Annotated in this window: 5 protein-coding genes; all 5 read left to right on the top strand. The window is 53.8% G+C overall.

Features of this window, described 5'->3' with window-relative positions; all coding sequences use genetic code 11:
* Positions 1–4 precede the first annotated feature (4 nt).
* A complete protein-coding gene (locus NXT01_RS03595) occupies positions 5–1315 on the top strand; it encodes a SpaH/EbpB family LPXTG-anchored major pilin (RefSeq protein WP_259077515.1) in 1311 nt (436 codons plus the stop codon).
* 3 nt (positions 1316–1318) lie between these two features.
* Positions 1319–5377, top strand: coding sequence for a SpaA isopeptide-forming pilin-related protein (locus NXT01_RS03590; protein ID WP_259077513.1), 4059 nt, complete (start codon positions 1319–1321; stop codon positions 5375–5377).
* Between the two features lie 110 nt (positions 5378–5487).
* Positions 5488–6414, top strand: a complete 927-nt coding sequence (locus NXT01_RS03585; RefSeq protein WP_259077511.1) for a DUF3068 domain-containing protein — start codon at positions 5488–5490, stop codon at positions 6412–6414.
* A 276-nt stretch (positions 6415–6690) separates the two neighbouring features.
* Positions 6691–10185: a DNA-directed RNA polymerase subunit beta gene (locus NXT01_RS03580; RefSeq protein WP_259077804.1), complete on the top strand. Its 3495-nt coding sequence runs from the start codon at positions 6691–6693 to the stop codon at positions 10183–10185.
* 113 nt (positions 10186–10298) lie between these two features.
* Positions 10299–14306, top strand: a complete 4008-nt coding sequence (locus NXT01_RS03575) for a DNA-directed RNA polymerase subunit beta' (RefSeq protein ID WP_259077508.1) — start codon at positions 10299–10301, stop codon at positions 14304–14306.
* Positions 14307–14343 lie beyond the last annotated feature (37 nt).

Genomic DNA, 14343 nt, shown 5'->3' with positions numbered 1-14343 from the left:
ACGAATGCTACAGAAAACGAAACGCCACCAAGGCCGCCGACTCTTTGCCGCCTTGGCCACGGTGGCTTGTATGACGGTCACCACCCCGCTAGCAGTTGCCGCAGACGGCGGGCCATCGCCTTCGCTTATCGACGCCTCGCAAAAAGCCTCCCTCAGTATTCATAAAAGCGAGGGCGACCCCGTCATGCAATACGGGGATCCGTCGAATCCCAACGCACCTAAAAAATTGGATCCACTGGAAGGGATCAAATTCTCAGTGCAGAAGATCAACGGCGTTGATCTCACCACCAACGACGGCTGGCGCCTGGCAGAATCGTTTAAGATAGCGGACTTTTACCAGAGGGGAAAAGAGTTCTCTCGCCTGACACCTAAAGTAAGTGAAGTCACCGGTGCAGACGGCATAGCCCGGTTTAACAACCTTGACTTAGGCCTTTACTACGTCACCGAGGATGTGGATTCTGCAGCTCGCGGGAATTTTACGGTTGTTTCTCCCTTTATGGTGGCGGTGCCTACCACCAATCAAGATCGCAGCGGTTGGGAGTATAGCGTGAGAGTGGAGGCCAAAGACCAGAAAATTACTGGTCAGCTATCAAATAACCTCAGCTGTGTGAACCCAGGCGACGATCTCGAATACGGGCTGTCGACTACATTGCCAGCCCCCGGACGCGACGGGCGAATTTCCACATTCAAGATTTCCGTACCGCTCGAGCAATCGCAAACGTATATTCCCGATAGCGAAGATGTATATTATGGCACCTACCATAATGACAAGAATCCAGTACGCCTTGACGGTGGGGACTATATCATCGACGTGGATTCAGACAACGTCGTGCGCGTAACGCTCACCGAAAGCGGCTTGATCAAGGTCAGTGAAGTTCGACGGGGTAACCCAGACGCACATCTTAGTTTGCGCTTCAAAGCCCAGACCTCGCGCGATGCCTCTAAGAACAAGAATCGCATCACCTTCCGCGGCTATATCACCCCTCCTGGTTATCCGGATTTCGATCTGATTGGCCGTTATGGTGTGGCAACCGATGAGGCATCTGTGAAGGTTCCGTGTAGTAATCCGAATATTCCAATAGTGCCGATTCCTATTCCTATACCTCCAATTGACCCACCAGGTAATCCTCCAATTCCCAAAGATCCTCCGTCGCCAGACGAACCCCCGAGGCCGAATGATCCCAAAAAGGGGATACCCAAGATTCCGGGAAATCTAGCCTACACAGGGGCCAATAGCCTACCCATAGCCATCTTTGGACTGGTGCTCTTGCTCGTGGGCATTGCAGTACTTCGTCGTAGTTACAAAAGGAACTAGTTTATGAAAAACTCTCTATCTCGTTACGGCAAGGCCCTTTTTGCCTCAATGCTAGCGACTGGGTTGCTTGTGACCGTAGCTCCTTTTGCTCAATCGGCAGAGGAGATGGCTGGCACTTCCGAGATTGCTCAGCTATCAGACGCCTCAATCGAAGGGGAGCCGACTCTTGTCGAACAAGAGTCTCTCGCAGAGAATTCTGAGAACAGCGAAGGCAACTTATCCGCTGATTTCACGAGTCGAACCATCTCAGCAGATGAAGAATCTGGACTCGTTGTTCGTACGCTCGAAGGCGTGATTACAAACGTGCCGGAGCTGCAAAGTTCCCCCGATTTTCTCCTGATTCAAAAACTGGGAAATAACGATCCAGTAAAGGAAATTATCTCTGCTTCATTCGGCGACACGGAGGCAAGCGGTGATATCTTCGAGCTTGCCTCCGACGAACTGGAAAATTCGTTCGGACAATCTCAAGAGGATGCAAAGTTTGGGCAGGTTCTTCGTCTTTATCTAGATTCCACCAATGCGGATACGCCCACTGAAATCCAGCGCGGCGACAAGTTCTCTATTACGTATACGGTGATGGGAGTCGAAGAAGATGCCCATTGGAAGCTACTGACAAGTGAATTCTTGGATAGCGTACTCGGCGACTCGCCCCTCAAGCTATCATCAGTCTCGGCTGGCCCCAAGATTGAGTACACAGTCACTGATCTAAAAACTGGTGAATATAAAGGACGTAAGTATACCGAGCGCAGGGTATCCGGGCGGATTGTAGACGACTCGGGGATCCGCCCCAGTTTTCCGCGTGTATTCTTTGAGTTCCAAGGGGTTCCAACGGACTTTTGGGAAGCCCAGTCTCGAGACAGGGGGGCCCAGGAAAAACCTAGCGATCCCAAAATAGGAGGCATAAGAGTTCATATCTATGAAGAAGCAACCGGAAACGTAGTTGATTCTCGAAACCACTACATTTATACCCCTATGCAGTACGAGCGCAGCTTTGATCTAAATGCTGCCGATAGAGACCATGTGATCGTGCAGCTCGTAGATGACCAGCGTAGAGCCACAAATGGACGATTGAGCGGTAAAAATTTCGAATTTGTTTACCGGGATTTTGGGCCAAAAGTGCGCTCAACTTGGAAGATTTTGCCTACAGATTCTGGCTATACAGAAGCTGCTGCAGCACCAAAACCCGGCGGTTTTGACCGGGTCTCGGCGGGCCGAGATGCATATCAGCAGTTCATCGAGAGAGATCACCTCCCTTCCGAGCTCCTCGGTGCTAGGGACGAAGACGGGGAGGTAGAGGATTACCGGTACCCAGTTAAAGAAGTCGCACCTCGTTCCGATAATCCCAGTTTCCCAGGCCCTAATGCGGGCAGCGATAACGTAACGACAGATGGTGGCATATCTAGAAAGATAATAAACAACCCAGGGTGGTGTTCTCCTTTCCATCGAAAACCCGATCACACGACTATAAATTTTAGGCAGGAGCGGCAAAGCAATTCAAGGGGGGGAGAGTGCCAAGTTCTGAACTATGGTGAGCAAGGTCGTTTCTATAGCCGGGAAAATGTTCAAACAGCGACCTACAATCGAAACACTCGCCTATCCTACCGTTCGCAGGAGTTTACGATTGGCGGTACAAAGGGCGGAGTGCTTTACGGAGTAAATTTCGGTGTCTTCGAACCCTTGCAATATGCAAGGATGGGCCCCCCCGACTTAGGAATAGTCAGGGGAGACGCCCGTAAAGCCTTGAATTTTCAAATCCTCGATATTTTAGACACGACTGACTGGGTGGTCACCACGGACCTGAGAAATAACGATCACGGCAGTTATATCCTAACTCCTCACCCAGTTAAATCTCGCGGTAAGTATATTGATGATCCGCGAAATAAAATGGGCATTCGAGTATCGACTTCCCAACGGGGGAAGTCCAAGGTTGAATTCCTGTCACCCGAGGGTATTAAATTTTTTATTGATAGCGGCAGAGGAAGTAGCGCAGTAGACGTTACTCGTTTGGGGTTGAAAATCCCCCCAAACACCCCAATGAAAATCAGCTATGGGACTAACGAGCGAGAAAGTGTGCTAAGGAATGACTTAAAGTTTGCGCGGAATGGATTTTTGGTGCCCTATTGGGGGAATGTCTCTCAACCAGATCCAACTGAGTTAGAGGTATCGAAAGACCCAATCGCATCGGAGTCGAATGGGGTAGACATTTTCACCTACGACCTGACGGTGCGAAATGATAAAGCTGAAGCGGGTAAGCGGAATATTAGCCGCGAATATCTGCTCTACGACACCCCAGATTTCGCCAAGGCTGAGAAGATTATCAAAGTGGTTCAGGTTAAGTCTGGAGGCGAAACACCCCTAGTAAAGTCCGGAGATGGCAAAGGATATGTGATCCCAGGCGAAAATGGTAACACCCATGTCATCGAAGCTGGAGCTACTCAGACTTTCCGGATCAAAGTCTATACCGAATTAGACGCCGCAGCGCTAAATCCGTCTAGATTGGCATGCCAACCAAAACCCACACCTGGAGATGGTGCATACAACAAAGCCCGTATCGAATACGGCCAGTCGGAGGTGGCTGAGGCGGAAGCGTGCATTGACATTGTCAACCTCAAGATCGCTCCGCCGCGGGTGTCTAAGGAAGTTTATGGCAACAGAATTACGTGGCGTCCGAACGGGAATGGGGAACCATTCTACCAGGCCACTTACACGGTAACGGTGGATAATAAGGCTGAGGAAAATCAAACTAATGGCCCAGTTGTATCCACAGATCGGGAGATCTACGTTGATCGTGAACTTACAGTCGTAGATTCCCTCGGTTTTAGCGAAGACGTTGATGTTTTTAAAGTGGTGCTGATCGATCTGGACACCAACAAAAATACGGTGATAAGTCCAGTCAACGGACCGCTAGTACTGCAGCACGGTGACGTGCCGGGCAAGGTAAAAGTCCGAGCTGGTGAGACATTGGAGTTCCGGGTGCTTGTCCAATTTCGATTCCAGCCGAAGCTCATCTCTGGGGTATCTCCGAATTCCCTTAAATGCGCGGCGGGGGGACGTGGAAATGGCGGCTTCAATAAAGTTACTGTAGCGAAGGAAGGTGCCGGCACAACCGAGGATCTCACAGCTGAAGCTTGCATTGATCTCCCTCTACCTCCGCTGGTGGTGAAGGAGGTTTTTCGAGGACCACGGGAGAATGCGTCGGGCAAGCTCGAAATCGAGTATCGCGTTAAGGTTACTAATCCCAACGACAGTACGAAGATCGGGAAATTGAAACTAGTGGATCAACCTCGTTTCTCTCCTAGCGCTAGGAATATTTCCGTCGGAATCAGAGAAGACTCGGCTTCTCCATATCAGATGAGGCCGGCAGATAATCACAAACTGCCAAGTGATGTGTTCGATCTGGACTCTGATGCGTCGAAAACCTTTTTCGTGATCGCAGAATTTGATAAGCCTCAGCTGCAGGATAAGGCAAGCACTACCTTAATCTGTGACCCCCAAAACGGTGGCGGCCACGGACTTTTCAACGAGGCCACGGTGTCAATCGGCAGTCGGTTGATTGCTCGTGACGATGCCTGTGCCGATATTCCGGCTCCAGAGGATCCGTTGACCAGCCTAGTGCTTCAAAAGGTGGATACCTCTACAGCGATTATTCCGTTGGAAAAGGATTGGCAGTTTAGCGTTTATCGGGCAAATGATTCATGGGAAATTCAGGGGGATGCGATCAACTTCACCCAGACCAATGCGGGGGATAATACGCGCCAGACCGAGAACATTATCGGTCTGGGTAAATACATCCTGATCGAAACCAAGGCTCCGCAGGGCTACCAACTTCTCGCGCAACCGGTTGAACTCGAGGTTTTCCTTGACGGGAATCAGCTCAAGGTGCGTCAACCTCAGGGGCGAGTGAACCCCGCCGCGGAAGTTACAGAACCGAATATCATCAAGGTAGCTGACGTTACTACCGGTGAGTTACCGCGCTCGGGTGGCTTCGGGGTGTTCTGGCTCCTTATCGCTGGCGCTGGTCTTTTAGGTGGCGCCTGGTGGTTTAATCGCCGTAAAAACTAGACCAGGAATTTCAATATAATGCTCCCCTTCCACTGGTAGGGGAGCATTATTGTATGACCGCATATAAGCGCTCCCAAGGGATTATTCGAAGGTGTTATAGGATGGTGCACATGCTTCCAAAGTCACGAATCTTTAGTGTTCTGCTGCTCGGCTTAGGCTGTGCGCTGCTTGTCGGCGGATTACTCCAAGCCCAACTAGGACGCTTTGACGCCAGGCTGCCCCTTGATCCCACCCGCTATACCTGGACCCTGGTGGATCCTGAGGCAACCATTTCTGATCTCACCCTGGAAGCAACCGAGAAAGCGTCCGTGACAAAACAGGTAGAAGCAAGTCTGATTCGTCCCAGCGACGAAGATACGGCCACCATTAGGCTCGCCACCTCAGTGCGGCGCACTGGGCTGGACGATCTAGAGGGCCTGCATACCGCAGCAGTCTCCACCTATACCTTCGACCGTATAACGGGTGAGATTCTGAGCCCTATCCGTGTGATTGATCAATTAGCGGGAATCCCTCGAGATACCGATACTGACGGTGTGTGGTGGAAATTCCCTACAGCAGCTGAGAAAACAAGCTATATGGTCTTTGATGAGACTCTGGCTACTAGCTACCCTGCCGTCTATGAGTCTGAGGTAGAGGAGGATGGGCGCACCATGATGGCCTACCGCCAGATCATTGACCCGGAGAAGGTCAATGCGGAGCGCTCTGGTTTGCTCACCACCTTAGAGATTGATGGTCAGCCGGCTTATCTCGAGCACGCAGCCGAGCGGGTATTCTATGTTGATCGCGAGAGCGGGGTTGTGGTTGATCTCGAGGAGCAGATCACCGATATATACCGCTACGCAGATGGTGCGCAAGCAGGAGTGCTCCTTGATTTTAATGGGCGCATGACTGAGCAGAATCGAGAGGACCTTCGCGCGGCTGCGTCGGAGATTTCCCGCCGCGATTTTTGGAGGACTTTTAGCTATATTCTTGCAGCTCTCGGTGCCCTCTCGATTATTGCCGGTGGTATTGGGTCTTTCCGCCGCGGGCGCGGCTAAGTTGCTTTTAGCGCTAGGAATTCTCTACAGTGTGGTTTTGTTGCCCATAAACTCTGTTCATGGGCTTTACATGGTGTCCTCGGTGCTCTATACTTGACCTTTGCCCTAGGACACTTGTTCCTTTTTTACAGACCTTAGCTGGTCGGCTTTTTGAAAAAGCTGGATAGTTGAGGTCTTTCGGTGTTAGCACCAGCAGGTTTCTTATGGCATTACCGAAATTGCTCAAATACTAGCGGTTTGTGGTGGCCAATATTGCGGGGCCGCCATCCGCGTGAGGTGCTGGAAGGACCCATCTTGGCAAGCCCCCGCCCACTCAACTCAACTATACCAGGGGCTCCCGAACGTAAATCGTTCGCGAAAATTAATGAACCTATTGAAGTCCCTGGTCTTCTTGATATCCAACTGGAATCGTTCTCTTGGCTGATCGGCGCGTCTGATTGGCGCGAACGACGTCAAGCTGAATTAGGCGCAGGGGTCCCAGTGACCTCTGGCCTGGAGGATATCCTCGCAGAGCTGAGCCCGATTCAAGATTATTCCGGCAATATGTCTCTCTCCCTCTCTTCACCACGCTTTGAAGAGATGAAGAATACTATTGACGAATCCAAAGATAAAGATATTAACTACTCGGCGCCGCTCTATGTCACCGCCGAGTTTATTAACAACGAAACCGGCGAGATTAAATCCCAGACCGTCTTCATCTGTGACTTCCCGATGATGACCGAAAAAGGTACCTTCATCGTCAACGGCACTGAGCGTGTCGTGGTCTCACAGTTGGTGCGTTCCCCTGGTGTTTATTTCGATCAAACCATCGATAAATCCACCGAGCGTTCGCTGCACTCAGTGAAGGTGATCCCTTCTCGCGGTGCATGGCTAGAATTCGATGTGGATAAGCGCGACACGGTCGGTGTGCGTATTGATCGCAAGCGTCGTCAGCCCGTCACCGTCCTTCTGAAGGCACTAGGCTGGACCACCGAGCAGATCCAAGAGCGCTTTGGCTTCTCTGAAGTGATGATGTCCACGCTGGAATCTGATGGTGTCTCCAATACTGATGAGGCATTGCTGGAGATTTACCGCAAGCAGCGCCCCGGTGAGCAGCCTACGCGTGATCTCGCGCAGTCGCTGCTTGATAATTCGTTCTTCCGCGCCAAGCGCTATGACCTCGCAAAGGTGGGCCGCTATAAGGTCAACCGCAAGCTGGGCTTAGGCGGCGACAACGAGGGTTTGATGACCCTCACCGAGCAGGATATCGCGACCGCAATTGAGTACCTCGTGCGCCTGCATGCCGGTGAAACCTCGATGACCAGCCCCACGGGTGAGGTCATCCCGGTAGAAACCGATGATATTGACCATTTCGGTAACCGTCGCCTGCGTACCGTCGGTGAGCTCATCCAAAACCAGGTGCGTGTGGGTCTGTCCCGCATGGAGCGCGTGGTCCGTGAGCGCATGACCACCCAGGATGCGGAGTCAATCACCCCAACCTCCCTGATTAACGTGCGCCCGGTATCTGCCGCGATCCGCGAATTCTTCGGAACCTCGCAGCTCTCGCAGTTTATGGATCTGAATAACTCTCTCTCAGGGCTTACCCACAAGCGCCGTCTCTCGGCGCTGGGACCAGGTGGTCTTTCGCGTGAGCGCGCCGGCATTGAAGTCCGTGACGTCCACGCCTCTCACTATGGCCGTATGTGCCCCATCGAGACCCCCGAAGGCCCGAATATTGGTCTGATCGGCTCCTTGGCTTCCTACGCCCGCGTGAATGCCTTCGGCTTCATCGAGACTCCATATCGTAAGGTCGTTGACGGAGTTGTCACCGATCACGTGGATTATCTCACTGCGGATGAAGAAGATCGCTACGTGGTGGCTCAGGCTAATACCGAATATGACGAGAATGGTGTCATTACCGAAGAGCGCGTGACGGTTCGCCTGAAGAAGGGCGATATCCAGGTGGTATCCGGCAAGGATATTGACTATATGGACGTCTCCCCACGCCAGATGGTCTCAGTGGCTACCGCCATGATTCCATTCCTTGAGCACGACGATGCTAACCGTGCTCTGATGGGCGCGAATATGCAGCGCCAGGCTGTGCCACTCGTGCGCTCTGAGGCGCCGTATGTTGGTACCGGTATGGAGCTGCGCGCCGCCTATGATGCCGGCGATCTGGTGATCAATAAGGCCACCGGCTATGTGGAGAATATGAGCGCTGACTTCATCACCGTGATGTCAGATGATGGCACGCGCGAGACCTACCTGCTGCGCAAATTCGAGCGCACCAACCAGGGAACGTCCTATAACCAGAAGCCGCTCGTTGATATCGGAGACCGTGTAGAAAAGGGCCAGGTTCTCGCTGATGGTCCTGGTACCCATAACGGTGAGATGGCCTTGGGTCGGAACTTGCTGGTGGCATTTATGCCATGGGAAGGCCACAACTACGAGGACGCTATTATTCTCAACCAGCGCTTAGTGGAGGAGGATATTCTTACCTCTATCCATATCGAGGAGCACGAGATCGATGCTCGCGATACCAAGCTTGGGCCTGAGGAAATCACCCGCGAGATCCCGAATGTCTCCGAGGACGTGCTCAAGGATCTCGACGAGCGCGGCATTGTGCGCATCGGTGCCGATGTTCGCGACGGCGATATCTTAGTGGGTAAGGTCACCCCGAAGGGTGAGACCGAGCTGACTCCGGAAGAGCGCCTGTTGCGTGCCATCTTCGGCGAGAAGGCCCGTGAGGTTCGTGATACCTCCATGAAGGTGCCACACGGTGAGACCGGTAAGGTTATCGGCGTGCGTCGCTTCTCCCGCGAGGATGATGACGATCTCTCGCCAGGCGTCAACGAGATGATTCGCGTTTATGTTGCCCAAAAGCGCAAGATTCAAGACGGTGATAAGCTCGCCGGCCGCCACGGCAATAAGGGCGTGGTGGGTAAGATCCTGCCGCAGGAGGATATGCCTTTCCTCCCTGATGGAACCCCAGTGGATATTATCCTCAATACCCACGGTGTGCCGCGTCGTATGAATATTGGCCAGGTGCTCGAAGTTCACCTCGGCTGGCTGGCTGCTGCTGGTTGGTCGATTGATCCGGAGGTGTTGGAAAACGCCCAGCTTATGGAGAGCCTGCCGGAAGATCTCTACGATGTAGAGCCCGGTACGCTGACGGCAACACCAGTATTCGACGGTGCCACCAATGAGGAAATCGCTGGTCTGCTGCGCAATTCTCGCCCCAACCGCGACGGCGATGTCATGGTTAATGGCGAGGGCAAGGCCACCCTCTTTGATGGTCGTTCTGGTGAACCATTCCCGTACCCCGTGGCCGTGGGCTATATGTATATCCTCAAGCTCCACCACCTGGTGGACGAGAAGATCCACGCTCGCTCTACTGGTCCTTACTCCATGATTACGCAGCAGCCACTGGGCGGTAAGGCTCAGTTCGGTGGCCAGCGCTTTGGTGAGATGGAAGTGTGGGCGATGCAGGCCTATGGCGCCGCCTATACCCTGCAAGAGCTCTTGACCATCAAGTCTGATGACGTGGTGGGTCGTGTGAAGGTCTACGAAGCCATTGTGAAGGGCGAGAATATCCCAGATCCGGGTATCCCCGAATCCTTCAAGGTGCTGCTGAAAGAATTGCAGTCACTCTGCCTCAACGTTGAAGTCCTCTCCGCCGACGGCACTCCGATGGAACTGTCCGGCTCCGATGAGGATGACTTTGATCAGGCGGGTGCCTCGATGGGCATTAACCTCTCGCGCGATGAGCGTTCCGACGCCGATAGCGCCTAAGAATGCTAGGTCTGCCACCACTAAGATGCACCAAAAAAGGTGTGCATGTGTAGTGGTGGCGGGCGGACCGAATCACCACCACAAGAAAAAAACTTTTTAAGAAAGGGAGTTACGTGTACGACGTCAACTTCTTCGAGGAGCTCCGCATCGGCCTAGCCACCGCCGACGATATTCGTCGCTGGTCAAAAGGTGAGGTCAAGAAGCCCGAAACCATCAACTACCGTACCCTCAAGCCCGAGAAGGACGGCCTGTTCTGCGAGCGCATCTTCGGCCCCACCAGGGACTGGGAATGTGCCTGCGGTAAATATAAGCGAGTGCGCTACAAGGGCATTATCTGTGAACGCTGCGGCGTTGAAGTGACCAAATCTAAGGTACGCCGTGAGCGCATGGGCCATATTGAGCTCGCCGCTCCCGTCACCCACATTTGGTATTTCAAGGGTGTGCCCTCCAGGTTGGGATACCTGCTAGATCTTGCGCCTAAGGATCTCGAGCGCATTATCTACTTCGCCGCCAATATCATCACCAGCGTTGATGATGAGGCTCGCCATTCGGATCAGTCCACTCTGGAAGCTGAAATGCTGCTGGAGAAGAAAGACCGTGAGGCAGAGGCCGAGTCGGAGATCTCCGAGCGCGCCCAGAAGCTCGAGGAGGACCTCGCAGAACTAGAGGCCGCTGGCGCTAAGGCAGATGCGCGTCGGAAAGTGCAAAACGCGGCGGAAAAGGAAATGCAGCATATCCGCGAGCGAGCACAGCGCGATATCGATTTCCTGGACGAGATCTGGCAAACCTTTGTCAAGCTCGCCCCGAAGCAAATGATTATCGATGACAAGATCTACGAAGAGCTTGTTGATCGCTACGAGGATTATTTCACCGGCGGCATGGGTGCAGAGGCAATCCAAACCCTGATCCGCAATTTCGACCTCGATGCCGAGGCCGAGAAGCTGCGCGAAATTATCAATAACGGCAAGGGCCAAAAGAAGATGCGCGCGCTCAAGCGTTTGAAGGTCGTGGCGGCTTTCCAGCGCTCCGGCAATGATCCTGCGGGCATGGTGCTCGACTGCATTCCGGTGATCCCCCCAGAGTTGCGCCCCATGGTGCAGCTCGACGGTGGTCGCTTTGCCACCAGCGATCTCAATGATCTCTACCGCCGCGTGATCAACCGCAATAATCGCCTCAAGCGCATGATCGATCTGGGTGCGCCTGAGATCATCGTGAATAACGAGAAGCGTATGTTGCAAGAATCCGTGGATGCGCTCTTTGACAATGGTCGTCGCGGTCGCCCAGTGACTGGTCCCGGTACCCGTCCGCTGAAATCGCTTTCTGATCTGCTCAAGGGTAAGCAAGGTCGCTTCCGCCAGAACTTGCTGGGTAAGCGCGTGGATTACTCCGGTCGTTCCGTGATTATTGTTGGTCCGCAGTTGAAGCTGCACGAGTGTGGTCTGCCGAAGCTGATGGCTCTCGAGCTCTTCAAGCCTTTTGTGATGAAGCGCCTGGTGGAGCACGATTATGCGCAGAATATTAAATCAGCCAAGCGCATGGTGGAACGCCAGCGTCCAGAGGTGTGGGATGTGCTGGAAGAAGCCATTGCGCAGCACCCTGTGATGCTCAACCGCGCACCGACGCTGCACCGATTGGGTATTCAGGCTTTCGAGCCCAAGCTCATTGAGGGTAAAGCTATTCAGCTCCACCCTCTTGCCTGTGAAGCTTTTAACGCTGACTTCGATGGTGACCAGATGGCTGTGCACCTGCCGCTATCGGCAGAGGCACAGGCTGAAGCCCGCGTGCTCATGCTCGCCTCTAATAATATTTTGTCCCCAGCATCCGGTAAGCCTCTGGCTATGCCACGTCTGGATATGGTCACAGGTCTCTACTACCTCACCATGGACAAGACGGAGGAAGAATTCGGTGGCCAAGGCGCTTATAAGCCGGCAACCGCCGAAGGTCCAGCAACGGGCGTGTACTCGAGCGTGGCCGAGGCCATTATGGCCTATGACCGCAAGGAATTGGGTATGCAGGCCAAGATTAAGGTCCGCATCTCTCACCTGCGTCCGCCAGCAGATATTGAAGAGGAGCACTTCGCCGACGGGTGGGAGAAGGGCCAAACCTGGCTCGCCGATACCACCTTGGGCCGTATCTACTTCAATGAGCTTTTGCCCTGGAACTACCCCTACCTTGAGGGTGTGATGGTCCGTAAGGGTGGCGGCACTGACAAGATCATGCTTGGTGATGTGATTAATGATCTCGCCGCCAAGTACCCCATGATCACCGTGGCTCAAACCATGGACAAGATGAAGGATGCTGGCTTCTACTGGGCTACCCGTTCCGGTGTCACCATCTCCATGGCTGACGTGCTCGTGCTCGACGATAAGGATGAGCGTCTCGATAAATACGAGGCCGAAGCCCATAAGATCGAGCGCAAGTACTGGGAGCAAGGTGCTCTGACGGAGCGCGAACGCTATGACCGGTTGGTGGAGCTGTGGAAGAATGCCACCGATGAGATCGGTAAGGCTGTCGAGGATCTCTATCCTGATGACAACCCGATTCCAATGATCGTGAAGTCGGGTGCTGCTGGTAATATGCGTCAGATTTGGACGTTGGCCGGCATGAAGGGCATGGTTGTGAACTCGCGCGGTGAATATATCACCCGCCCGATTAAGACCTCCTTCCGTGAAGGCCTGTCCGTGCTGGAGTACTTCAACAACTCCCACGGTTCCCGTAAGGGTCTTGCCGATACCGCTTTGCGTACCGCTGACTCCGGCTACCTCACCCGTCGTCTGGTCGACGTTGCACAGGATGTTATTGTGCGCGAGGACGACTGCGAGACCCGCCTGGGTATTAAGGTTCCTGTTGCCGTGGCTCAAAAGGACGCCGAGGGCACCGTTATTGGTTATGGCGCCCATAGCTTGGTAGAGACCTCCGTCCTGGGCCGCGCGTTAGCAACTGCGGTGAAGAAGGACGATGAAATTCTCGCTGAGGCTGGCGAGTACTTAAGCGATGCGCTGGTATCCAAGCTGGTGCTCGCTGGTGTCGAAGAGATTAAGGTACGCTCCGTGCTCACCTGCCAGACGGCAACAGGTGTATGCGCTAAGTGCTACGGCATCTCCATGGCATCTGGCAAGCAGGTGGATATCGGCGAGGCCGTTGGTATTGTGGCTGCCCAGTCCATTGGTGAGCCTGGTACCCAGCTGACCATGCGTACCTTCCACCAAGGTGGCGTCGGCGGCGATATTACCGGTGGTCTGCCTCGTGTACAGGAGCTCTTTGAGGCTCGTGTGCCAAAGAACCGGGCACCGATTGCCGCTGCTGCTGGCACCATTCATCTCGAGGATGAGGGTAATTTCTATACGCTTACCATCACTCCTGATGATGGCTCCGATGACATCGTCTACGAGAAGCTCTCGAAGCGTCAGGGTCTTGCTAATACCAAGGCTCCTATGAGCTCCAACCCAGGTGCATTCCTCGAGCGCACGCTTGTCGACGGCGACCACGTTGAGGTGGGCGACCGCCTGCTGCGCGGCCCCGCTGATCCGCACGATGTGCTCGAGATCCTCGGCCGCCGCGGAGTGGAACAGCACCTCGTCGACGAGGTCCAGGCCGTTTACCGCGCTCAGGGTGTGGCGATCCACGATAAGCATATCGAGATCATTATCCGCCAGATGCTGCGTCGCGGTACCGTCATTGAATCCGGTTCCACCGAATTCCTGCCAGGTACCTTGGTTGATTTGGCTGAGGCTAAGGCCGCAAATGCTGAGGCATTGGCCGTTGGTGGCCAACCAGCTGAGCTGCGCAGCGAGATCATGGGTATTACCAAGGCTTCCTTGGCTACCGAGTCGTGGCTATCGGCTGCGTCCTTCCAAGAGACCACCCGTGTGCTCACGGACGCCGCTATTAATAAGCGTTCCGATAAGCTCATTGGTCTCAAGGAGAACGTGATCATCGGTAAGCTGATCCCTGCTGGTACGGGTATTTCGCGCTACCGCAATATTGCGGTCAAGCCCACCGAGGCTGCCCGCAATGCGGCGTACTCGATTCCTACCTATGGTGATTCGATCTACGGCGACGACTCCTACGGTGATTTCACCGGAGCATCGGTGCCCCTCGATGAAGCCTTCGATATGTAGGTAATTTACCGCTAAAAAAGCACTGCTTTCTCTGTAA

Source organism: Corynebacterium sp. ES2775-CONJ (assembly GCF_024814515.1).
In the GTDB taxonomy this organism is placed as follows: Bacteria; Actinomycetota; Actinomycetes; order Mycobacteriales; family Mycobacteriaceae; genus Corynebacterium.
This window is presented reverse-complemented; position numbering and strand designations above follow the sequence as displayed.